Annotated in this window: 18 protein-coding genes; 8 read left to right on the forward strand and 10 right to left on the reverse strand. The window is 46.0% G+C overall.

Features of this window, described 5'->3' with window-relative positions; genetic code table 11:
• Positions 1–2,900, reverse strand: a 2,900-nt coding sequence (locus QUA57_RS14665) for a tetratricopeptide repeat protein (RefSeq protein WP_333251179.1), incomplete at its 3' end; no start/stop codon positions are given.
• 151 nt (positions 2,901–3,051) lie between these two features.
• Between QUA57_RS14665 and QUA57_RS14670 the strand changes: the two genes are divergently transcribed.
• Entirely contained in the window at positions 3,052–3,315 is a 264-nt protein-coding gene (locus tag QUA57_RS14670; RefSeq protein WP_333062003.1) for a hypothetical protein, read from the forward strand.
• Positions 3,316–3,465: 150 nt separating this feature from the next.
• On the opposite strand, the gene tsaB is transcribed toward QUA57_RS14670, so the two are convergent.
• From tsaB to QUA57_RS14685, 3 genes are all read right to left on the reverse strand, one after another.
• The gene (gene tsaB, locus QUA57_RS14675; RefSeq protein ID WP_333062002.1) at positions 3,466–4,125 is read right to left on the reverse strand and encodes a tRNA (adenosine(37)-N6)-threonylcarbamoyltransferase complex dimerization subunit type 1 TsaB; all 660 of its coding nucleotides are present in this window, start codon (positions 4,123–4,125) and stop codon (positions 3,466–3,468) included.
• A gap of 2 nt (positions 4,126–4,127) precedes the next feature.
• Entirely contained in the window at positions 4,128–5,840 is a 1,713-nt protein-coding gene (locus tag QUA57_RS14680; RefSeq protein WP_333062001.1) for a serine/threonine-protein kinase, read from the reverse strand.
• A 233-nt stretch (positions 5,841–6,073) separates the two neighbouring features.
• Positions 6,074–6,322 carry a Ycf34 family protein gene (locus QUA57_RS14685; protein ID WP_006632635.1) on the reverse strand — a complete coding sequence of 83 codons (249 nt, stop codon included), beginning with the start codon at positions 6,320–6,322 and terminating at the stop codon, positions 6,074–6,076.
• 108 nt (positions 6,323–6,430) lie between these two features.
• On the opposite strand from QUA57_RS14685, the gene QUA57_RS14690 reads away from it, so the two are divergent.
• A complete protein-coding gene (locus QUA57_RS14690) occupies positions 6,431–7,681 on the forward strand; it encodes a CCA tRNA nucleotidyltransferase (protein ID WP_333061999.1) in 1,251 nt (416 codons plus the stop codon).
• Between the two features lie 127 nt (positions 7,682–7,808).
• Here the strand turns inward: QUA57_RS14690 and QUA57_RS14695 are convergent, their stop codons facing one another.
• From QUA57_RS14695 to QUA57_RS14710, 4 genes are all read right to left on the reverse strand, one after another.
• Complete coding sequence (locus QUA57_RS14695) at positions 7,809–8,156, reverse strand: DUF952 domain-containing protein (protein WP_333061998.1); 348 nt, start codon at positions 8,154–8,156, stop codon at positions 7,809–7,811.
• Positions 8,157–8,169: 13 nt separating this feature from the next.
• On the reverse strand, positions 8,170–9,768 hold the full coding sequence (locus QUA57_RS14700; protein WP_333061996.1) for a CocE/NonD family hydrolase: 1,599 nt from the start codon (positions 9,766–9,768) through the stop codon (positions 8,170–8,172).
• A 141-nt stretch (positions 9,769–9,909) separates the two neighbouring features.
• Complete coding sequence (locus QUA57_RS14705) at positions 9,910–10,362, reverse strand: cupin domain-containing protein (protein ID WP_333061994.1); 453 nt, start codon at positions 10,360–10,362, stop codon at positions 9,910–9,912.
• Positions 10,363–10,575: 213 nt separating this feature from the next.
• Positions 10,576–11,346 (reverse strand): cysteine hydrolase family protein, encoded by a 771-nt coding sequence (locus QUA57_RS14710; RefSeq protein WP_333061992.1) that lies wholly within the window; start codon positions 11,344–11,346, stop codon positions 10,576–10,578.
• 212 nt (positions 11,347–11,558) lie between these two features.
• On the opposite strand from QUA57_RS14710, the gene QUA57_RS14715 reads away from it, so the two are divergent.
• The 6 genes from QUA57_RS14715 (at position 11,559) to QUA57_RS14740 (ending at position 18,714) form a co-directional block, all read left to right on the forward strand.
• Entirely contained in the window at positions 11,559–13,004 is a 1,446-nt protein-coding gene (locus tag QUA57_RS14715; RefSeq protein ID WP_333061990.1) for an amidohydrolase, read from the forward strand.
• 110 nt (positions 13,005–13,114) lie between these two features.
• Positions 13,115–14,254 (forward strand): serpin family protein, encoded by a 1,140-nt coding sequence (locus QUA57_RS14720; RefSeq protein ID WP_333061988.1) that lies wholly within the window; start codon positions 13,115–13,117, stop codon positions 14,252–14,254.
• A gap of 131 nt (positions 14,255–14,385) precedes the next feature.
• Positions 14,386–15,588, forward strand: a complete 1,203-nt coding sequence (locus QUA57_RS14725) for a glycoside hydrolase family 10 protein (protein WP_333061986.1) — start codon at positions 14,386–14,388, stop codon at positions 15,586–15,588.
• A 14-nt stretch (positions 15,589–15,602) separates the two neighbouring features.
• The gene (locus tag QUA57_RS14730) at positions 15,603–16,280 is read left to right on the forward strand and encodes a TIGR02117 family protein (RefSeq protein ID WP_333061985.1); all 678 of its coding nucleotides are present in this window, start codon (positions 15,603–15,605) and stop codon (positions 16,278–16,280) included.
• A 131-nt stretch (positions 16,281–16,411) separates the two neighbouring features.
• Positions 16,412–17,185: a 1-(5-phosphoribosyl)-5-[(5-phosphoribosylamino)methylideneamino]imidazole-4-carboxamide isomerase gene (gene hisA / locus QUA57_RS14735; RefSeq protein WP_333061983.1), complete on the forward strand. Its 774-nt coding sequence runs from the start codon at positions 16,412–16,414 to the stop codon at positions 17,183–17,185.
• Positions 17,186–17,304: 119 nt separating this feature from the next.
• Positions 17,305–18,714 carry a cation:proton antiporter gene (locus QUA57_RS14740; protein ID WP_333061981.1) on the forward strand — a complete coding sequence of 470 codons (1,410 nt, stop codon included), beginning with the start codon at positions 17,305–17,307 and terminating at the stop codon, positions 18,712–18,714.
• Positions 18,715–18,818: 104 nt separating this feature from the next.
• Here the strand turns inward: QUA57_RS14740 and QUA57_RS14745 are convergent, their stop codons facing one another.
• Together QUA57_RS14745 and QUA57_RS14750 are read right to left on the reverse strand one after the other, a co-directional pair.
• Positions 18,819–19,826, reverse strand: coding sequence for an ADP-ribosylglycohydrolase family protein (locus QUA57_RS14745; protein ID WP_333061979.1), 1,008 nt, complete (start codon positions 19,824–19,826; stop codon positions 18,819–18,821).
• 229 nt (positions 19,827–20,055) lie between these two features.
• The gene (locus QUA57_RS14750; RefSeq protein ID WP_333061977.1) at positions 20,056–22,887 is read right to left on the reverse strand and encodes a PAS domain S-box protein; all 2,832 of its coding nucleotides are present in this window, start codon (positions 22,885–22,887) and stop codon (positions 20,056–20,058) included.
• Between the last annotated feature and the right edge of the window lie 38 nt (positions 22,888–22,925).

Below are 22,925 nucleotides of genomic sequence, written 5' to 3' on the forward strand. Positions count from 1 at the left end.
AGCACGCCGTCGGGAACAATTAATAAGCGTTTATTGCCTAATTGGGCTGCTGCGGGTTGTAAAATCACTTGACCCAGATTTGCACTTGCTTGGGCAACTTGTTGGGGAATATCTCTCTGGATTGGGCTAGTTATTGTCTCTAGGAACTCCTTAGCTGCTGTTTCAATGTCAACCTGTTTTGGCAATTCATAGCTAGTTAGTCCGGTTGATGTCACAACCCACAAATAACTGCGATATTTGCCGAGGGAATATTGCAATAAAATCGTGTTTTCATCGAGAATCTGTTTCTGAATTTCTGGGAGTGTTAAAGGTTGGGGTTGGGTGAGGGCAGCGTAGCGGGGGCTAGCGGTACGAATCTTGGCTTGAATTTGCTGATATCGTTCCAAAAGTGCGAGCCGCTGTTTGTCGATTTCAGGGATTTTAGTTGCGTTGGGATTGGGGCTGCTGATTGCTTCGAGGCGCTGCTTTTCAATGGCATCAAGTTGCTGTTGCAAGCTCTTTTCTTGTTGCAGTAAATCAGGGGAAATGCCTTCGCGAATGTTGGCGTTACTTTCAAAGAGGAGTTCGAGGAGACTGCGGGCCCTCGAACGTTCGCTGGCTTCTAAGGCTTTTGTATCGTAACCGGATTTAGGATTAGTTTTATGCAGTTGCATTAACAAATCGATGTAGAATTCGTAGTAGTCCTGGACTGTGGCAAAGTATGAGCTGCGGAGTTCTGGACTCGCTATTTTGGTGCGGAGGTTTTCGATTATTTTGAGAGAGGATTCAATGTCGTTGAGGGCTTCGGTAAGATTGTTGAGATCGCGCTTGGCAAAAGCCATGTTGTAAAGGGTGAGAGCTTCACGGGAGCGATCACCTACTGCCCGAGATAGGGGAAGGGACTGGTTGACATACTCTAGCGCTTTCTGTTTTTCTCCCAATCCTGAATAGACACTTCCAATGTTGTTGAGGGTGCTAACTTCACGGGAGCGATCACCTACTGCCCGAAATAGGGGAAGGGACTGGTTGTAATACTCTAGCGCTTTCTGTTTTTCTCCCAATTCATCGTAGACAGCGCCGATGTTGTTTAGGGTGGTAGCTTCCCCAGAGCGATCACCTACTGCCCGAAATAGGGCAAGGGACTGGCTGTAATACTCTAGCGCTTTCTGTTCTTCTCCCAATTTTGAGTAGACACCGCCGATGTTGGTGAGGGTGGTAGCTTCCCCGCCGCGATCGCCTACTGTCCGAAATAGGGGAAGGGACTGGCTGTAATACTCTAGCGCTTTCTGTTCTTCTCCCAATTTTGAGTAGACACCGCCGATGTTGGTGAGGGTGGTAGCTTCCCCGCCGCGATCGCCTACTGTCCGAAATAGGGGAAGGGACTGGCTGTAATACTCTAGCGCTTTCTGTTCTTCTCCCAATTTTGAGTAGACAATGCCGATGTTGTTGAGGGTGGTAGCTTCAAGGGAGCGATCGCCTACTGTCCGAGATAGGGGAAGGGACTGGCTGTAATACTCTAGGGCTTTGAGTTTTTCTCCCAAATCATCGTAGACTAAGCCGATGTTGTTGAGGGTGGTAGCTTCAAGGGAGCGATCACCTACTGTCCGAGATAGGGGAAGGGACTGGCTGTAATACTCTAGGGCTTTGAGTTTTTCTCCCAAATCATCGTAGACAGTGCCGATGTTGTTGAGGGTGGTAGCTTCCCCAGAGTGATCGCCTACTGCCCGTCTCAGGGGAAGGGACTGGCTGTAATACTCTAGGGCTTTGAGTTTTTCTCCCAATGCTGAGTAGACACTGCCGATGCCATCGAGGGTGACAGCTTCCTGTGTGCGATTGCCTACTGCTCGACTCAGGGGAAGGGACTGGCTGTAATACTCTAGGGCTTTGAGTTTTTCTCCCAATGCTGAGTAGACACTGCCGATGCCATCGAGGGTGACAGCTTCCTGTGTGCGATTGCCTACTGCTCGACTCAGGGGAAGGGACTGGCTGTAATACTCTAGGGCTTTGAGTTTTTCTCCCAATGCTGAGTAGACACTGCCGATATTGTTGAGGGTGACAGCTTCCCCGCTGCGATCGCCCGTTGCCCGTCTCAGGGGAAGGGACTGGCTGTAATACTCTAGCGCTTTCTGTTTTTCTCCCAAATCTGAGTAGACTTTGCCGATGTTGTTGAGGGTGACGGCTTCCCGGGAGCGATCACCTACTGCCCGACTCAGGGGAAGCGACTGGCTGTAATACTCTAGCGCTTTCTGTTTTTCTCCCAATTCTGAGTAGACTAAGCCGATGCCATTGAGGGTGGCAGCTTCCCGGGAGCGATCGCCCACTGCCCGAAATAGGGGAAGGGACTGGCTGTAATACTCTAGCGCTTTCTGTTTTTCTCCCACTTCTGAGTAGACTATACCAATGCTGTAGAGGGTGACAGCTTCCCCGCTGCGATCGCCCACGGCCCGATGCAGAGGAAGGGACTGGCTGTAATACTCTAGCGCTTTCTGTTTTTCTCCCACTTCTGAGTAGACTTGACCTATGTTGTCGAGGGTGGTAGCTTCCCCGCCGCGATCACCTACTGCCCGACTCAGGGGAAGCGACTGACTGTAATACTCTAGCGCTTTCTGTTTTTCTCCCAAATCTGAGTAGACCTTGCCAAGACCAAGGAGGCTATATGCTTGCCCTCTTTTGTCGCCTGCTTGCCGATACAACTTTAATGCTTCTTCCCACTTGACGATCGCACCTCTTAAAGCTTGGGCCGTTCCTTGCTGGTAGAGTTGTAGTCCTTCGTTTAATGCTTTTTGAGCAGCCTCGCTACTGTTAGTTTGTGCTGTTTGTACGGTTTTGCCAACAGGCACGGCTGCTGCCACTGGCTGACTTAGCTGAACCGAAAGTGCGATCGACATACCAGCCAAAAACCATTGAGTGCGATCGAACATAGCCACCCCTTTTGTATTTTTGTCAATATTACTCACTAGCTCGCTTAGTGTAAAGACAGGAAGAAGTAAGGGCGATCGGCATTTTTGCTAGAGTTAACGAGTAGTGCGATTCCCTGCGCGATAGCTACCCACGCGCGTACTTTTTCCCAGCATGAACAACATCCCAACTACCCCCGATCCCGTAACCAGCCACTGGGATTGCCCCGAATGCGGCGGCACCGGTACCCTCAGCCCAGAAATTTGCCCTGTTTGTCTCGGAGCAAAATACATCGATCTCGCTACAATAACGAACTGGATGCTCGATTTTATGGAATCTCGCGGCTGCGATCGAGCTGAGATAGATCGATTGCGAACCGAAAGCCCAGACCCCCTAACATTAACTTTTTGCCTCGAAGTTTGTATCGCCCTTAAATAAACAACGATATCAAGTCTGCTTAATTGCTTATAAATCATTTACGGGCATCGGGCATCGGGCATGGTCGGAAAAAAAACGCACTCTACAAGTTGATTTAACTGAAACGAAATAATGCCCCATGCCCTATTCCCAATGCCCTATTCCCAATATTCAGTGTCCCTTAACCGGATGTTGCCCGTAAAAAGGCAAAGCCTCCGACCAATCAGGACGACTTCCCATTTGCCACTCCCAATAAGCCAATTCCAACACACTAGAAACCGACCAACCCAACTCGCTACTAACTTCAATTAACTGATAAGAATTCCCCCAATTATCCAACTTTTCCTGCCAAGATTCAGGAGTCATCACCGTATCAGAAAACAACTCAGTTAAACCCGAATCTTTGTTAACTGAATAAACCGCCCCAAACAATTGCCCCCGCTGTGCAGGCATTTGCAGCGCCATATCCTGATTTGAGATAGATTTTTTACTGCTGCTGCAAGCGACAGCCGCCAAAGTTGAAACCGCAAAAACCGGAATATCCAACTGTTGGGCCAAAGTCCGCGCCGTCACCATACCCATCCGAGTCCCCGTGAAACCTCCGGGCCCCTTCGCCACTGCAATAAAAGCCAAATCAGCCCAAGTTTGCGGCCCAATAAACTCGACTAAATACTGATGCAAATGAGTTGCTAAATCGCGATCCAAATTCCAAGTTTGGCAGCGAGAATCCCCGGCAAAATTGCTGATGGCTAAACCGAGTTCGCGACTAGCTGTGTGCAGGGCTAAGCCGTATTTTTTAACAGATGTTCCGTCTTGGGGATTGCTATTCACGATTACTGATAATTTTCCTTAACAAAAAACAGCGGCAAAGCCACAACTAAGCAACCCAAAAGAATGCCAAATATTCCCGTGTTTAAAATCCTGGAATTCCCCATACCCCCAGTCATCAAAAACAGGACAACTAAACTTGCAAATAAATTTTTATTGGCAAATTCTTTGTGTTGGGAAACTTGATGCTTCACCGCCATAAAACCCGAAGAAACTATTAGCGCAAACCAAGAATTAAAAATGACTATTTGAGAGCCAAAGATAAACCAAACTAAGGCAAACATTAGCGCATCTATCCAAAAATCCTGAGTTTTCAACTTCGGCAGCCAAAATTCTTGGGTAGTAACAGGTGCGATTTTCTTGACTAATTGATTGTGTTGCATCCGCACGAGTTTGTTTCTCAATTGAATCTTGGGATCGATTTGCAATATTTGCTTCCACTCCGGGCGGCGAGAATTGTTGACTCTTCCCAACAGCTTCACGGCTGCGACTTTATTTAACTGCAAATCGGTGAGTCTGGTGGCAATTATTTGAGATAAGTGCGGATAGTAAACGGGGTTGTCTTCGGTTCTGTTGATGACGATATTGAGCTGTTGCTTGGCTTGACTGACTTGGATTGTAACATTGTACGGGGCGAGATCCTCTTGTAAAGCTTGCTGAATTTCGGCTTGCTCTTGGCGAGTGAAAAGCGACACACCGGGCGCAGGTGTAAGCACCCGTTCTGCGGGCGTTTCCGGCGCGTCTAGCACAGGCTCTGCGTCTAAATAGACAGGTTTGGGGTTCAAGTGCCGGATGACTGCTGATGCTGAACTGTAGCGCCGATTGGTGGCACTTTGAAGCATGGTATCGAGGATGCGGCCGAAATCGTCGCTAACAGCAGTCTTCAAATAATTTCGCCAAGCCCAAGAATCCTCTGTACTGTCGAACAAATCGAAGGGAGGAATTTCTGTCAGCAAGTGAATGCAGGTAACGCCCAAACTGTAGATATCGCTGGCAAAAACTGCTTTCCCCATCAATTGTTCTGGGGCTGTATAAGCCGCACTGCCGATGATTGTACCAGTTGGCTGCAAGCCGTTTGCTGTTACTTTCTTAGCTGCACCAAAGTCTACTAAAACAATATCTTTTTGGAAAGGAGAGGGTTGATAGGAACTTTCTAAAGCGGGTAAAGGGGCTGGAGATAGCCGGCGGCGAATGATATTTTCTGGTTTGATATCGCGGTGAATGACTTTGGATTTGTGGACGAAGTGGAGCACTGGCAATAAATCGTTGAGAATTTGCCGAATTTGAGTTTCGGTGAATGCTCCTTTTTGTTCTAATTCTCGGGCTAGGTTTTTGCCGTCTATAAATTCTTGTACTAAATACTGTCTCCCGTCTTGTTCAAAGTGCGCGATTAATTCTGGAATCTGGGGATGTTTGCCCAAGGTTTCTAGCTGGGCTGCTTCTTGGTGAAATAGTTGAGCGGCTTTTTCGGCTGCGGTATTTTGCGGGAAAAATTGCTTGATTACGCACTGCGAAAAAATCAGGGGTTTGGTTTCATCAACTGCTAGAAATGTTCGACCAAAGCCTCCTTGCCCGATCGGCTTTATGGTTCGGTAGCGAGATGCTGATGGCGTTTCTGGGTCAATAGTCAACAACAATTTGGAGCCGCAACTTTGGCACAATTCTGCATCCCCTGGGTTTTGCGGATTCTGACAAGTTGGGTTTAAGCAATAGCACATTGGATTTTAGATTTTAGATTTTAGATTTTAGATTTTTAATTGGGAATGGGGAATGGGGAATTGGGCATCGGGCATCGCGCATCGGTAATTGAAAATTGGAAATTGAATATTGGAAATGGAAAATTGAAGATTGGGTAAAAAGAAGAAACAAGAAAATGAGAGCGTTTTATTTTTTCGTTCTTCCTTCTTCCTTCTTCCCTCTTCCTTCTTCCTTCTTCCTTCTTCCTTCTCCCTTAAGTCGGGACGAGTTCGCCTGGCCGCAATTTTGCCCATTTGCCGGTCTCTTGCTTAAAACTCTGACACCCGACTACATCCCATTCCATTTCAATTTCGTCTTGGCGGGGGCGGATATTGACGTTGATGGTGGGTTCTACGGGGTCGAAATCGGGTGTTTCGGTGAGGTGAAGCTGTTCGTGCTGTTCTTCTACGGCGTGGTAGGTGAAGCAGCGGTCTACATAGTGGCAGTTAATACAAATACACATTCTTGATATCCTCTGTGCATTTCAAAAAGATTGGTGAAATTTGAGCTTTCTGTTAATCTAGCGTAGCAAGAGTTTTATTGTTTGTAAGGAAAGTAGATTTTTGTTGCAATGCCGATTAATTTGCCCTCTTCATTATCTCCTAATACTTGGCCGTTTGATTTGAAACTGCTGACACCGCCTGCTTATCTGGTGGGCGGTGCGGTACGGGATGCGTTGCTGGGCCGCCGATCGCACTATTTTGATTTGGATTTTGTCATGCTAACACGGGCGGTGAAGACTGCTCGAAAAATTGCCGATCGCACGAAAGGTGGATTTGTCTTGTTGGATGCGGAACGCCAAATTGCGCGGGTGGTGTTTGCGGGCGGTACGGTGGATTTGGCGCAGGCGGAAGGGGGGAGTCTGGAGGGGGATTTGCTGCGCCGGGATTTTCGGATAAATGCGATCGCCTACAATCCTTTTACAAGAGAAATCATCGATCCTTTGGACGGTCAAACTGATTTGCGGTTGGGTGTGCTGCGGATGGTTTCGCGGTCAAATTTGGAGGACGATCCGCTGAGGTTATTAAGAGCTTACCGCCAAGCGGCGCAGTTGGGTTTTGCGATCGAACCTGAAACTCAATCGGCGATTCGGGAATTAGCGCCGTTGTTGAGTCGGGTAGCGGTGGAACGGGTGCGGACGGAATTGGGTTATTTGTTGAGCAATCCTAACGGTGTTCCTTGGATTTGTCGCGGTTGCGAAGATGGTTTGTTTTCGATTTGGTTTGAAAGTGCGATCGACCGTTTCGATATTTTGACAAAAATTGACGCATCTGCTGACAAATTAGCTGCAATTTACCCGGAATTAGGGAAGGAATTCGGGCATCAGATTCGAGATACAATTAAAACGCCTTTGTTGGCTGTCGCGAAGCTGGCTATTTTGGCAGATTCTGACCCGACAATTGCTGAAACGCAGTTGCTGCGGTTGAAGTACAGCAATGCGGAGATTAAAAGTGCGATCTGGCTTTTGAAATACTTGCCACAATTGCAAGCAAAACCTATCGCGGAAATGTCTTTGCGAGAACAGTATTTTTTGTTTCGAGATGTGGGAATAGCATTTCCAGTTTTAGCGGTTTTGGCCGTGGCGGCGGGAGGTGCGGTTGAGGATATTTCACTGTTAATTAATCGCTATCTGGATGCTGATGATATTATTGCTCACGCCACACAATTAGTTAGCGGCAATGATTTAATGCAATATTTGAATTTGCCCAGAAGTCCGCGCATCGGTGAATTGTTAATGGAGATTCAATTAGCGCGGGTGGAAGGGAGAATTGCTACTCGCGAAGATGCGCTCAAATTGGCGGCAGAGTTGGTTAATCAGTAAGTTTAAATTGATATATTTCAGAAATTAGAACGGGCATTTTGCCCGTTCCACAAAATTCAACTTTCCCGTGGGGTGGGCTTCTATCCCGCCCTAAAAAGTTAGTTTACAATGCTAAAAAATCAGAATCTTAAACAACATTTTTTAAGTCTTCCGGCAATTCACACTTGCCATCTGCACCAGGTTCAAACTCAACAACTTTCAACACAGCATCAACATTCAGCGGCCCGTAAATGTGCGGGTAATTCTCACCCGCAGCCAATTCATACTTAAGTTCAGATTCTACTTTGTCGGAGTCAATCCAAAGCAGCAGCAATCCTGTTTGTCCCACAAAAAATTTATTAGCAGATTTAAGAACTTGCGGCAGTGTCGAACAGTGGATAAATCCTTCTGTATCTAGGGTATCGCCGCGATAGAATTGAACTTGTTTTGCTTCTTCCCACTGTTGGCTGCGGGTGATGTGAAAAATAATGCTCATAATTGAATAAATTCTAGGTTAAATTGACAATTGGCAGCAAAATTTGAGACGGACAATTCCCGCCACAACTTACTGTCAGCGTGATAATTTTAGCATCGATCGCCCGCGCTTCACCGGGAGGCGCACCCGTTCCCGGATTTACGTCGTAAGCGGGAAAACAAGCCGCACTCAAACTCAGACGCAGCGCATTACCTTTGGCAATTTGCATACAAGTTGGTTGCAGCACAATTTTTAGAGGTGTTTCACCTGAATTAACCCGCACGTAACCTTGACTAAAATTGTAGACGCTGCCGCTATCTTTGACATCAGAAAGTATCGCACACAAATCAAAACTCGGCGCATCGGCGGTACAAAATACTTCGACAATTATATCTCCAGCTAAGTGCAAATCTGCCGTTAGCGGTGCCGAAGTGTATGTTAACACATCGGTGCGGCAGTCAATACTCGATCGCTCCATCGAACCGGCAGGAAATGCAGCGTGACCTCCCAAGGATGGCACCGGCCGCCAAGGGTCATGGACGAATATATCATCAGTGCAAACATCCGCGCAACTCTCTGTTAAAATACCCGCATCTTCTCTCATGGCGGCAAGTCCATTACTTGCTAAAAAATAAGACTTATGATTATTATTAGACCATTTATCAAATTTCCGCCAATCATTCCTCCCCATCTCAAATAGCGAAATCTGCCGCTCGTCTAATATTCCTGTATCAACTCCTTTGAGGAAGCGATCGAACCAGCGAATTTGCAACTCATCCACAGGATTTGAAGCTGCAACACCATAATCCAACTCTCCAACTTTTCGCCCCCAAGGTAAATGCGCCCAAGGGCCAATTATCAAATGCTGCGGACAGGAACTCCGGCTGGTCATTTCCTTGTAAAGATGGATTGTTCCCCGCAAATAAGTATCAAACCAACCGCCCACGTGCAGCATTGGCAAGTCTACATCTTTGATATTTGGCGATAACTTTTCCCAATACTCGCTCGGTCGATAATTATCCAACCAATCGTGATAATATGATTCTGGTGCAAGATTTTTAATAATTTCAGGACGCGCCGGCACCGTATCGTATAGCGGGAGATTTCTCGAAGCTGCATAAAAGGCTTGATAGGCAGAAATATCGGATTTTAAGCGAGCAGTTTCTGCGGCTAGCTGAATTGCCCAGCCGAGATTTGATTGCAGACAAAACGCGCCGCCTTCATAGGCCCAATCTGCGTATAAATTGCCGCCTACCATTGCCGGACAAATTGTGATTAATGCGCTCGGTTTAGCAGCCGCCGCGTAAAGTTGAGTCATGCCTTGGTAGGAAAAACCGTACATTCCGACTTTCCCGTTACTTCCTGGCAAATTAGCTGCCCAATTGACGCTATCAAAACCGTCTTGTGTTTCGCTAACAAATAGGTTAAATTCCCCTTCGGAAGTGCCGCGTCCCCGCACGTCTTGGATGACAACGATGTAGCCGTGTTTGGCGTACCATGCGGGATGGGAATATACGACTGTAGAGGCGAGATCCCTTCCGTAAGGTTGCCGCATTAATAATACTGGAAATTCGCCCTCTGCATCGGGGCGGTAGATGTCAGCATCTAAACGAACCCCATCTTTAGTTAGCATTGACGCTGTTTCTTTCGGACAAAGTTTCAGCATAAATCCTAAAAAACATCAAATAAAAAAGTTCGTAGTAAGGGCTTTAGTGGTTTTTCTAAAGAATCAAGTCCTTACTACAAACCTAGGAATCAAGTTCTTACTACAAACCTAGCACGGTACGAGTACATCCGATCGGCCGAGAACTCTCATATCTTCCTCATCGAGTTCGACTGGTGTACCGCTGCGAATTAGTTCCACAAAATCCTCATTCGGCACCATGATGCACAAAGTGTACAAACGTTCACTGCCCGTATTCTCTATTACGTGAGTGCCTGTTGGAGGCACTAACAAACTATCTCCAGGTTGAATACTAACTGTTTTGCCGTCGCAGGTTGCTTGCCCTCTTCCTTTGAGTACAAAAAACATTTCTACTGCGAATTGATGGCGGTTGGGAGGAGTTTTGCCCCCCACATCGAAAATCTCCACGCAAACTGTTAATGAAACATTAGCTATTACCGGATCGAAGACGATAGCTAATCTATTAGTATCGCCAGGACTGATGCGGAATGCTTGATAGTCTTTCGGAGACTTTATAACAGGAATCACGCACTGGTTTGTCATTTTTTTATTGTTAGTTGTCAGTGGTTATGTTTCTGCTGTCATTAATGAGAATCCAGAGTCATTAGTCCGCCGCTCAACCTCCAAAGTTTATTGATATCACAGGAGAGTTCGCTATCAGAGCAGGAAGCGAGATATATAGGCTTTGCTGTGCGGGACTCTCGCACTCCTAAAAAACGCTTTTTATACTCCCGAGGGATACTCCCCTGATGACTGCTATTTAATTGCTTCTAACATAGCCTGAGAATCCGACAAAAAGCCAAAACATTGTTTAACGTTATAAAGAGTAGCTTGCCAGCAATACTCGGGAGATGTCGTAGCTGTACAATCTTTGACTAAAACACAGTCGTAACCGAGGAAATTAGCATCTTGCAGCGTAGCCATGACGCACTGATCGGCGTTTACTCCTCCGAAGAAAAGTGTAGTTCTGCCGAGGTTCCGCAAGATACTATCTAAAGGAGTATCCCAAAAGCCGCTCATCCGATATTTATCAACGCAAATATCCTCCGGTTTGGGTTTTAATTCATCGACAACCTGCGCCGCCCAACTCCCTGCCATCAGTACAGGTGCGTTGTTTTTTGGCAGCGGATCTCCCAAACCTACGCCGTCGCCTGTGGGATTGTAAACGTGACGGGAAGCTGCACTAATATTGAGCAAATCGGGGCGGTTTCCCCAGTTGATCCAAATAATTGGTACTGCGTGCGATCGCAATTTTGGCAGCAAATTTGTTAAAGGATTAATTGGAGTTCTTGCGGGCGTTACATCTACGCCGATATGTGCTAGCCAACCGTCGGGATGACAGAAATCGTTTTGCATATCTATCACCAACATTGCTGCTTTTGCTAAGTCCAAACGCAGAGTTTTAGTTTCTGTTTCCAGGGTAACAGGTTGAGGCGCGATCGGCGATCGGGTGATATCGGCAATTTTGGCATCAACTTTCCAAGCATTCGGCGGTACGCCCAAAGTGCGGAGAGAATCAGGATTCATATGATTGTGACTCAAAAACAATTTCAATCTTATAACTATTTGATTGTTACTAACTTGTCATATCTTAAATCTTTGTTATAATTAAGTATCCGAGGTAACTTTTTGATTGAGTTTACAATTTATTAACTTTATTATCGTTGGGCGAGCGTTAATGTTAGCGCCTGGGAATCATACAATAAAAATCAATATAAATTTACAGAAAGGGTAAATCTATGAGCTTTATAATTCAAAATGCTTTAATTCCGGTGGATAGCGGTTATGAAACCGCAGATGTGCAAGTGGTGGATAATTGCATAAGTGCGATCGCGCCCAATAACCTCCCCTCTCATTCCCCCGCTTACCAAGGGGGGGATAGGGGGGGTCAAACAGTTATTAACGGCAAAAATAAGCTGCTGCTTCCCGGTTTTGTCAACGCGCACACTCACTCTTCAGAAATGTGGCAACGGGGCATAATTCCCCCTTTGCCGCTGGAGTTGTGGATTGCCGAATTATACGATTTTACACCTCTAGAACCCGAACAAGTTTACTTGAGCGCCTTGGGAACTGCGGTAGAAACATTGCTGTCCGGCGGTACAAGCGTAGTCGATCATTTAGTGTTGATTCCGGGGCAAGAATTAGAGACAATCGCCGCCGCAGTTCGCGCTTATCAAGAAATCGGCATCCGCGCTTTTATCGGGCCGTTAATTCAAGATCAATCCCTGACGGCGGGAATGCCTTCTGGCGATAATGGCATCGAACACGCGGCTTACATTCGATCGACTAAGGCAACTTTGGAATTAATGGAAACAGCCATAAAACAGTTTCACAATCCCGAAAAAGGTGTTAATATGTTGTTGGCGCCAACGGGAATTCAACTGTGTTCCGATGCTTTGTTTGAAGGCTGCATCCAATTGAGCGATCGCTACAACCTTTGCCGTCACGCCCACCTCTTGGAAACGCCCGCTCAAAAACAACTAGCTCACGAAAAATACGGCTGTAGCGCTGTCGCACACCTGCAAAAAATTGGTTATTTGAGTCCGCGAACTTCTTTAGCGCACTGCGTTTGGCTGGACGATTCCGACATTGCGATTATGGCAGAAACTGGAGCGACAGTCGTACACAATCCCCTCAGCAACTTGCGCTTGGGAAGCGGGATTGCACCAATTTTGAAATACCGTCAAGCGGGAGTCAACGTATCTTTTGGCTGCGACGGCGCTGCTAGCAATGACTCTCAAGATTTGCTGGAAGCGATTAAAATTGGTTCGATTTTGCACAATATTACGGATTTGGATTACCGCCAATGGATTACACCGCGCCAGTCTGTAGAAATGGCATCGATGGGAGGAGCAAAAGGCTTGAATCTCGCCGATGAAATGGGTTCGTTGACCGTCGGTAAAAAAGCAGATTTTGTGCTGTATGATTTAACAAGTTTATCATTGCTGCCGCGCACCGATCCGATTGGCTTGCTAATATTGGGACGCCCGACTAATGCGGTAGACAGCGTTTGGGTAAACGGCAAGCAAATTGTCGCCGAAGGTAAGGTGAAAACGATCGATGTTGATGCTTTGAGGCGGGAATTATTCGATCGCAGCGAGTGGACGGGGAAGCGTCAATCGCAAACGGTGAGTGAAATAGAAGCCCACTATCGAAAAGTCATGAACCTGCAAGGTTATTCTTAAAAAATTAACCAATAGAATATGATATCCAGTCCGGTTGAATCACATAATTAGCGCCGCCACTAAAAATTAACGCAATCAACCTCGCAAATCCTCACTCAGAAGCTCTAGCCATGACACCCCCTAACAACCAGATAAATGTAGACGCCAGACTTGTTGCAGCTAATACCAAATTTGGTTTTAACTTGTTCAACACCCTCAGCAAACAACAGCCGAATAAAAATATCTTTATTTCCCCTACTTCTGTCGCCCTCGCACTGTCAATGACATACAACGGAGTCAGCGGAGAAACTAAACAAGAAATGACAAAAGCTCTCGAATTAACGAAAATGAGTCCAAAAGCAATCAACGCAGCCAATCACAATTTGCAAAAGAGTTTGCAAAAAGATGACCCCAAAATTCAAGTATCAATTGCCAACGCGCTTTTGGTCAGACAAGGCTTCTCATTAAAACCCGAGTTTTTGCAAATAAATCAACAATATTACCAAGCCAATCTTACCGAAATAGACTTTGACAGTTCGCAAGAAGCTCTTAGCATCATTAACAACTGGGTGAGCGAAAAAACTCACAGAAAAATTGATAAAATAGTCACTAAAATTAACCCTAATACACTTTTATTTTTGATTAACGCCATCTATTTTAAAGGAAACTGGGAAACGCCCTTTGATCAATCTAAAACTGCCAACAAAACTTTTTATTTAACAGATAGCAGTTCCAAACAGCACCCAATGATGTCCCAGATGGGATCTTATCGGTGCTACGAAACAGAAACTTTTCAAGCAGTCAGTTTACCTTACGGCAAAAAAGGCGCTCTGAGTATGTATATTTTCTTGCCAAACTCCAATACCAATTTGGCAACTTTCTCGCAGCAATTAACACCCGAAAACTGGAATAAATGGATGCAAGAATTTAGAGTTAAAAGTGGAATGATTGAAATACCGCGCTTCAAAATGGAGTATGAGGTTCAACTGAAAGACACACTTATAGCTTTGGGAATGGCAGAATTTTTCGGTGGATTGAAAACAGACTTTTCCCCGATGACTGATAGCCAAGTAGCAGTAGAATCGGTAAAACACAAAACATTTGTCGAAGTTAACGAAGAAGGTACAGAAGCAGCAGCCGTGACTGTAATTGAGATGACGAGATCTATGCCGGCTTTTGAAATGAATGTAAACCGTCCATTCTTTTGTGCTATTCGAGACAATACTACAGGAACAATATTATTTATGGGTACCATCGTTGACCCCCAATAATATCAAAAATAGTAGGTGCGTCAGGAAATGTTCGAGTGACTTTTAATAAAATAACCCTAGCTGGCGCACCCTAACAAGCTAATTCTACGGTAAAATATCAGTCTAAAAATAATCATATTTGCGACAAATTGATGATTAAATTGCACAAATGGCAGCGGATAGTGGGTTTAATAGTTGTTTTTGCGATCGCCCTTACCTCCTCCGCCATATTATCCCCGCGTCTGTTAGCTCAAACCCGCCCCCAAACCCCAACAACCGAATTGCGCGGCGTCTGGCTGACGAACATTGACAGCGAGGTTATTTTCTCCCGCAACAACATCATTGACGCTGTAAATCGACTAGACAAACTCAATTTTAATACCATCTATCCCACGGTTTGGCAAGGAGGCTATACGCTTTATCCCAGCGCTGCCGCCGAACGAGTATTCGGACAGTCGATCGACCCATCGCCCGGATTGAAAGACCGAGATATCCTCAAAGAAATTATAGCACAATCCCGCCAAAAAGGTATAGCAGTAATTCCGTGGTTTGAGTTTGGTTTCATGGCTCCCGCCGAATCGGAATTAGCCACACTTCACCCCGAGTGGCTGGCGCAGCGACGCGACGGTTCAACTATTTGGAAAGAAGGTCAACACGAGCGAGTTTGGCTGAATCCCTTTCATCCCCAAGTGCAGCAATTTATCTTAGATTTAATCCTAGAAATTGTCGATAATTATGATATAGATGGCATTCAATTTGACGACCATTTCGGCTTGCCCGTAGAATTTGGCTACGAGCCGTTAACAGTATCAATGTATCAGGAACAAATCAAAAGCCCTCCCTCCGACGACGCCCGCGAAACATTCTGGGTGCGCTGGCGCGCTGACAAAATCAACGACTTCGTGGGCAGAGTTTCCCGCGCCATCAAATCCCGCAAAGAAAAATGTATTGTCAGCTTATCTCCGAACCCTTTTCACTTTTCTTTACCCGCCCACTTGCAGGACTGGTTTACCTGGGAAAGACGCGGCTACATCCAAGAAATTGTGTTGCAGGTTTACCGCAGCGATATCAAGCGTTTTAGTGCCGAACTGGAACGGGAAGAAGTTAAACTGGCTAAACTTAACATTCCAACTGCGATCGGCATTTTGACTGGTCTTAAAAATAATTCTGTTCCCCTCAAGCAAATTCAAGAACAAGTGCAAGAAGTGCGAAAAAGAGATTTCGCTGGCGTGTCGTTCTTTTTCTACGAAAGCTTGTCGAATTGGGCTAGGGAAACCCTCGAACAGCGCAATTCTGCTTTGCAAGAATTCTTCCCCACAAAGATGCAGCGCCCGCCATCCGAAGGCAGAATTTGAAACCCACGGTTAAAATGAGAAAAAGCATACAGCGCTTAGGAATTGTCATCTTATCTTTGAGCGCTTTCTTAACTATTGGCTATCTCACTCCCAGAAAGTGGGGAAATTACTCGCAAGCAGATTGCACAATTTCTCTATACATTTCCGACCAAGCCATCCACACTGAAATCATTGTTCCAGTTAAAAATGAATATTTTGACTGGAATCAATTTTTACCGCTAACTGAAATAGGGCGGGATGCCACTTCTGATTATAAATATTTGTCTTTTGGCTGGGGAGATAGAGCTTTTATGTTGGAAACTTCTACATCAGCAATCATCAACCCAGTTACAGTATTCAAGGCGCTATTTCTCCCTACTCCGTCTACCGTACACGTTCAAGGTTATCGCGTTCCTCCCCAAAATATTGAAACCAAATGTGTGAAAATTAGTGGAGCGAATTATCTTAAAATAATAAATTTTATTAAAGATACATTCCTATTAGACGCAGCAGGTAAGAAAATTAAAATTAGCTACGGCTACGACAACAGCGATAGTTTTTATGAAGCAAAAGACAGTTACTCTATTTTGAGAACTTGCAACGACTGGACGGCCGAAGCTTTGCAAAAAGCCGATGTCAATACTCCTTTATGGTCAACGCTGTCTGGGGCGATTATGTTTCATGTAAATAGCGGTTGCGAATGTCAAAAATAAATGTGATGCGTAATACAATTTACGATTTTAGATTAAACGATTGGGAATGACTGATTATCTATGGGTTGGGAGCTTGCCTAAAGTTGCATTCTTTTTTTTAACTGGTATAATTAGCAATTTGAGCAAAAATCATGAATGTAATTCCAGCGATCGACTTATTGGATGGAAAATGCGTCCGATTGTATCAGGGAGACTACGCGAAGTCTCAAACTTTTAACGACAACCCCGTCGAAGTCGCCAGACAGTGGGTAAATGAAGGCGCGACAATGCTGCATTTAGTAGACCTCGACGGCGCTAAAGCAGGTCATCCAGTCAACCAAGCAGCCATTGAAGCGATGGTCCGATCCGTAGACGTTCCCTGTCAAGTAGGTGGGGGAATGCGCGATCGCGCTTCTGTGGCTGCTATCCTCAATTTAGGCGTTCGGCGCGTCATTCTCGGCACTGTCGCCGTCGAACAACCGCAATTAGTCGGCGAATTGTGCGGCGAATTTCCCGGTCGAATTCTGGTGGGAATAGATGCCAGAAATGGTAAAGTTGCGACTAGAGGCTGGCTAGAAACTTCGGAAGTTTTAGCAACAGAATTGGCGCAAAAAATGACCGAGTTAGGGGCGGCTGAAATTATTTACACCGACATTCACCGCGACGGTACTATGGAAGGGCCGAATTTGGAATCTTTGCGCGATATTGCTAACGCTATTTCGATTCCCGTAATTGCTTCGGGTGGCGTTAGTTCGATCGCCGATTTGTTAAGTTTGCTGGCTTTGGAACCAATTGGTGTCAAAAGTGCGATCGTCGGTAGGGCAATTTATACCGGCGATATCTTGCTAAAAGAAGCAATTCAAGCAGTCGGACAAGGGCGGTGGCAGGATGTACCGCCAGATTTGGGTTCTTCGAGTTTTGCTTGATAGTCATGTCGAGTTAACTGCCTACCCAATATGTAACACTTATCAATTTTCCGGCTCACAGTCAACAGTCAACAGTCAACAGTCAGCCTAGAATTGTCTTTCTTACCATCATCGTACCCATGTTTTTGAACCATACAATTACAGCTTTAAGTTCTGGGATGGCTTCTCTAATTGCCCCCATACCTTTGTTAGCAACAGTCGAGGCAGAAAATTCGCCGATCGTCCTCAGCGGAGTTTTGCTCAGTTTGGTAGTGATTTATATCGCCAGTAAAATCGGCGCCGAAGTAGCGAGAAACTTCGATTTTCCACCGGTGTTGGGTGAACTTGTAGCAGGGGTGATTATTGGGGTATCTGCTTTACACTTGATCGTTTTTCCCGGAAGCGGGCTGTCAGCATCCAACTCAGGGATTATGACAGTTCTGCAATCGATTAATCATCTGTCTCCGGCCGCCCTCACCAGTGTCTTTGAATCGCAGAGTGAAGTCATTTCAGTGCTGGCTGAATTAGGCGTGATTATTCTGCTGTTTGAAATTGGCTTAGAGTCGGATCTCAAACAACTCAAGCAAGTCGGAATTCAAGCTACCGTTGTCGCCTGCGTAGGTGTGGCAGTTCCCTTTGCCGCGGGTACTGCAGGCTTAATGATAATTTTCCACACGGCAGCAATTCCAGCAATTTTTGCGGGGGCAGCTTTGACCGCAACCAGCATTGGAATTACCTCCAAAGTGTTGTCTGAATTAGGACAACTGAACTCTAAAGAAGGTCAAATTATTGTCGGTGCGGCGGTGATTGATGATGTGCTAGGAATTATTGTCCTGGCTGTTGTCGCCAGTTTAGCCAAAACCGGGGAGATTGATGTTGTTAATGTCATCTATTTGATCGTAAGTGCAACTGCCTTTCTGCTAGGTTCGATTCTCTTGGGTGGTGTCTTCGACAAAACTTTCTCGGCGGTGGCGGGTCAACTCAAAACTCGCGGCAATATTATCATCCCGGCATTTATCTTTGCTTTCTTCATGGCTTTTCTGGGCAACGCAATTCATCTCGAAGCGATTTTGGGTGCGTTTGCGGCTGGTTTGGTGTTGGATGAAAGCGATGCCCGCCTAGAGTTGGATGAACTGGTGAAACCCATCGCCGATTTATTTGTGCCCATCTTCTTTGTAACGGTGGGTGCTCGGGCGGATTTGGGGGTTTTGAACCCAACAGTGCCGGATAATCGGGCGGGACTTTTGATTGCCGTATTTTTGATTTTGGTTGCTATTTTTGGCAAGATCGTAACAGGCTGGGTGGTGTTTGGTCAGCCTGGAATCAATCGATTGGCGATCGGAGTGGGGATGATTCCTCGGGGCGAAGTCGGGTTAGTGTTTGCCGCCATCGGTTCGGCGAGTGGGGTTTTGGATAAACCGTTAGAAGTCTCGATTATTATCATGGTGATTCTGACGACTTTTTTGGCTCCGCCTTTTCTGCGGATTGTCTTTGGGGATACGGTAGAGCCTCCTGCTAGCGGGGAACTTTCTAGCGAGAAAATCGTTTGATTGAGGGAATTTGAGTCTAGGACGATCGACTCATTGAGAAATACAAATGTCGATCGTCCAAATTTATTTAGCCGTAATAATAAGTTCTAAGTTGTTATAAGCGGCTACAACTTGACTTTTAACTCATAACAATTGTCAGCGAGTTGAATCAGTTCGCCCAGACCCCAGGTACCCCGATCGTTCAAAAATTCCGCTAGTTGATTCGGGATGGCTTCTAGGCCCAGAAATGCCCCGCTGATGGCACAAGCCATTGCTGCGGTGGTATCCACATCGCCACCGACGGCGATGCTAGTGCAGAGAGTTTCCCAGTAATCTTGAGGTGTTCTCAAAAACGCATATAAACTCCACAAGACGCTACCAACTACAAAAGGGGAAATTCCTTGCCAAGAGTCCTTGTAGTTTAACGGGAGTCCAGCTCTAGAAATCAACTCTACGGCTGACTCTGGAGGCAATTTGACCCAATCAATCAAATCTTTGAGCAAAGCGGCAAAGGAAGAATCAACTTCTCCTACCCATTCGCTCAGTTGACCCAGAAATGGCTCAGTTTCAATCATCATGTCAGATTGAAGGGCGATCGCCACAGCCCCGGCGATCGCCACAGCCCCGGCCGAACACCGCGAATCTTGATGGGTGATGCGCCCTTGATCGCAAGCAGCTTGTACAAGCTGGGACGGGCGATCGTAGAATATTAAGCCGATGGGTGCAGCCCTCATAGCACTGCCATTACCAGCATTGGGAGCAGGAGTACCAGCTTCTTGCCAAGCAACGCCCCGAATCAGGCGGTTTGCAGCTTCTTCTGTCGCTCGACCGCGCCCGACAATGCGCTGCCCGGCGAAAATGTCAGCAATACGGGTGGCGTAGTCGCTGGGGTCGAATTCGCCACAAGCGACGTAGCTTTGGAGGAGTTCGCGGGCGAGTTGGGAGTCGTCGGTGTATTGACCAAAAGGCAAGCCGAAGCGATCGCGATCTCTGATTTTTTTGCGTATAACTTCGTAGCGGACAAAGTTTTGGCAAACTTCCGGAGAATAGCCTTCTACTCTACAGCCTATAGCGTCGCCGAGACACTGACCGATCAGACAACCTCTAAATTGTTCGAGACGCGGTACTGTCATTTATCTAGCTTTAAGTAGGTCGATCTAATCTTATGTTAAATCCCCGACTCCTTAAAGCTTGCTGTCGAGAGTCAGAGAGCCCACTGCTGACAGTAACTACTTGTCTGCCCCCTTTTTTTATTGAATTTGAACTCACCACTTTTCTTTTATTTACACAAATCATTCAGATGCGCTATAGCAGTTTTCCAGTTACTTAAAAAACGCTATATATAGAGGAATGTGATAGCAGTTATTTACCCACGAGTGCTACAGCACCGCTTTGCAAAACAGGAATTTCAATTAGAAACTCTGTTCCTTGATGGGGTTGAGAGAAGCACTCGATGGAGCCACCGTGCTTATCAACTACAATTTGATAGCTGATGGATAGCCCTAATCCAGTTCCTTTACCAGTTGGTTTTGTGGTGAAGAAGGGATTGAACACCTGTTGTCTAACAGTTTCCGTCATCCCTGGCCCATTGTCTTGAACTTGAATCACCACGTTTTTAGAATAACCGGACCCAGTTTCGTTTGTGACTAGCTTAGTCCGAATAGTGATGCGACTGGAATTCTTTTGGGTGTCTTTTGGAGAACGCTGATTGTCGTAGTTTTCTAAAGCATCAATCGCATTTGCCAGAATATTCATAAAGACTTGGTTCAACTGTCCGGCATAGCACTCTACTCGCGGTAAGTCGCCGTACTCTTTAACAATTTCAATAGCAGGATGAGCCGGATTTGCCTTCAGTCTATTTTGCAAAATCATCAATGTGCTGTCAATTCCCTCGTGGATATCAACAGGCTTCTTTTCTGCCTCATCCAGCCGCGAGAAGTTTCGCAGCGACAGGACTATTTGACGAATGCGATCGGCTCCTACCTTCATTGAAGTCAGCATTTTGGGCAAATCTTCACTAATGTAGTCCAGATCGAACTCTTCAATTTTTTCCTGAATTTGGGCATTAGTTGGATAGGTTTGCTGGTAAAGCTGAATCAACTTTAGTAAATTTTGCGTGTAGTCGGCAGTATGGCTCAGGTTGCCATAGATAAAGTTGACTGGATTATTAATTTCGTGAGCAACACCAGCAACCAGTTGCCCCAAACCTGACATTTTCTCTGCCTGAATAAGCTGTGCCTGAGTTTGCTGTAAGGTTTTGAGTGCAACCTCAGCTTGCTCTTTTGCTTGCCTTAACGCAGCTTCGGCTTGCTTGCGCTCAGTAATATCCAGTGTCAAGGAAGCAACTCCAACAATCTTTCCAGCCTCCCCTACTAAAGGCGTATTGAACCATTCGCAAATAATTGTTTTGCCGTCTTTGGTAATATTTTCGTTGACGCTGTAGATTCCTCCAACCTGACTCAACAACTCGTTCATAACTCGATCGACTACCTCTCTGGCAGACGCAGGCACAATTAATTCTGCGGCATGGTGTCCGATCGCCTCTGTAGCCGTGTAACCAAAAATCTTCTCGGCCGCTGGATTCCAGGCAGTGACTTTAAAGTTTAAATCCCATTCCACAACTGCCAGCGAACTTTGGCGGAATAGAAAAGATAGCCGCTGTTCCGACGCTTTGAGTTCTTCTTCTACCTGTTTCCGTTTAGTAATGTCAATCCCTGTTTTGATGATGTACTCAATTTCACCTTGATTATCGACTAAAGCAGTATCTGACCAGGCAATCCGTCTGAGTTGTTGATTTTTGCTCACCCAACTGCCTTCATACTGCTGGGGAAAATTACCAACTTGTAAAGACTCAAAAGCAGTTTTGGCTTGTCCAGCTAAGTCTGAGTTCGGGAACAAGTCCCAAATGTAGCGCCCTTTCACTTCACTAAACGAGTAATGAGTCGTTTGTTCGCAAGCCCGGTTAAAGCGAACGATTTGTCCCTGCGGGTCGAGCACAACTACCAGCGCACCTGCAATTTCAAGAATGGCTGAAACGAAATTGCGTTCCACTTCAACTGCTGTAATCAGTTCCTCTAACTGGGTTGCCATATTGTTAAATGCGATCGCCAATGTCCCCAGTTCGTTTTGGCTGTTGATGTTGACCCGTGTATCTAATTGCCCCGCACTGAGTTCAGTAGCTGCCGTGGTTAAGCGCTGGAGCGGCACCACAATTTGCCGAATAAATAGATACCCAATGCCAACAGCGACGATCGTCACCACCGCCAATGAGCCTCCCATAACTGAGAGCATCTGGTAAACGGGAGCATACGCCTCAGCCGTTGGCAGTTCTACAACCACATTCCAATTCACGCTCCGAACTAAGGCAGTAGCTCCTAATACTTCTACCTGCTTTAGACCCTGATAAACGTTAAGGTGCTTAGTATCTTCGGATGCTTTCAAGAATTGAAAAAAGGGGCGCTTAGAAATATCTTGAAGTTGAAACGTTTCTGGCTTACTACCCTTTTGAGCAATGAGAAAATTACGCTCATCAACTACATAGACATAACCCGTCTTGCCCACCTCCGTTTGGGAAACAATAAACCAGAGAAAGTTGAGATTTACCTGCGCTAATAGCACCCCATCCACCTCATCTCGCTCATTCCGAATCGGAACCGCCAGAATGGTGGTTGGTTGGTGAGTTTGAGGATTAATTTCTACAGGACTCACATAATCTTCCTGTTGTTTAAAGGCACGAATAAACAGTGGCGAAGTGGCTGGATTTTCTAACTTGAGCGGTTCGTAGGGTGAAACTGACGCGACAACTTGTCCCTTCCGGTTCAAAATGGCAACGGCTTCATAAGCATCATTATGACGAATCATCCCTTCCAACAGGCTCTGCTGCGCTTGAAATTGAAATTTTGTGAGTCCTTTGACCCTAGCTAAATAGCTCAGTTTTCGTTTCAAGTCATCTAAATAATTATCAATTTGCCCTCCTGCTGTCTGGCTGCGCTCTTCTTGGAGCGATCGCGATTGCTGGATCTGCGCCTGAAAGCTGAGGTAGATCAGCAAGCCACCTGTGGGCAGTAAGCTCAGAAGAACCAAAAATATCAAACCATATCGGAGCTGATTTGCAATAGAAAAGAAGCGTTGCCAGGGATGAGAACGAGAGCTTCTGGCGATCTGCAGAACGCGCTCGTTGCGTTGATTTTGCATCGGACTTAGGATCAATATTGGTAAATCAATTAATCGGT

Origin of the sequence: Microcoleus sp. Pol7_B2 (assembly GCF_036701035.1) — a bacterium.
In the GTDB taxonomy this organism is placed as follows: domain Bacteria; phylum Cyanobacteriota; class Cyanobacteriia; order Cyanobacteriales; family Microcoleaceae; genus Microcoleus.

What these genes read in the sequence shown, in the direction of transcription:
- QUA57_RS14700 (WP_333061996.1), bottom strand. Translation starts at nt 9,768, where the DNA reads ATGCTAACTAAAGATGGGGTTCGTTTAGATGCTGACATCTACCGCCCC.
- QUA57_RS14750 (WP_333061977.1), bottom strand. Translation starts at nt 22,887, where the DNA reads ATGCAAAATCAACGCAACGAGCGCGTTCTGCAGATCGCCAGAAGCTCT.
- QUA57_RS14710 (WP_333061992.1), bottom strand. Translation starts at nt 11,346, where the DNA reads ATGAATCCTGATTCTCTCCGCACTTTGGGCGTACCGCCGAATGCTTGG.
- QUA57_RS14740 (WP_333061981.1), top strand. Translation starts at nt 17,305, where the DNA reads ATGTTTTTGAACCATACAATTACAGCTTTAAGTTCTGGGATGGCTTCT.
- QUA57_RS14690 (WP_333061999.1), top strand. Translation starts at nt 6,431, where the DNA reads ATGCCGATTAATTTGCCCTCTTCATTATCTCCTAATACTTGGCCGTTT.
- QUA57_RS14745 (WP_333061979.1), bottom strand. Translation starts at nt 19,826, where the DNA reads ATGACAGTACCGCGTCTCGAACAATTTAGAGGTTGTCTGATCGGTCAG.
- QUA57_RS14715 (WP_333061990.1), top strand. Translation starts at nt 11,559, where the DNA reads ATGAGCTTTATAATTCAAAATGCTTTAATTCCGGTGGATAGCGGTTAT.
- QUA57_RS14720 (WP_333061988.1), top strand. Translation starts at nt 13,115, where the DNA reads ATGACACCCCCTAACAACCAGATAAATGTAGACGCCAGACTTGTTGCA.
- QUA57_RS14730 (WP_333061985.1), top strand. Translation starts at nt 15,603, where the DNA reads ATGAGAAAAAGCATACAGCGCTTAGGAATTGTCATCTTATCTTTGAGC.
- QUA57_RS14705 (WP_333061994.1), bottom strand. Translation starts at nt 10,362, where the DNA reads ATGACAAACCAGTGCGTGATTCCTGTTATAAAGTCTCCGAAAGACTAT.
- QUA57_RS14670 (WP_333062003.1), top strand. Translation starts at nt 3,052, where the DNA reads ATGAACAACATCCCAACTACCCCCGATCCCGTAACCAGCCACTGGGAT.
- QUA57_RS14725 (WP_333061986.1), top strand. Translation starts at nt 14,386, where the DNA reads ATGATTAAATTGCACAAATGGCAGCGGATAGTGGGTTTAATAGTTGTT.
- QUA57_RS14695 (WP_333061998.1), bottom strand. Translation starts at nt 8,156, where the DNA reads ATGAGCATTATTTTTCACATCACCCGCAGCCAACAGTGGGAAGAAGCA.
- QUA57_RS14680 (WP_333062001.1), bottom strand. Translation starts at nt 5,840, where the DNA reads ATGTGCTATTGCTTAAACCCAACTTGTCAGAATCCGCAAAACCCAGGG.
- hisA (WP_333061983.1), top strand. Translation starts at nt 16,412, where the DNA reads ATGAATGTAATTCCAGCGATCGACTTATTGGATGGAAAATGCGTCCGA.
- QUA57_RS14685 (WP_006632635.1), bottom strand. Translation starts at nt 6,322, where the DNA reads ATGTGTATTTGTATTAACTGCCACTATGTAGACCGCTGCTTCACCTAC.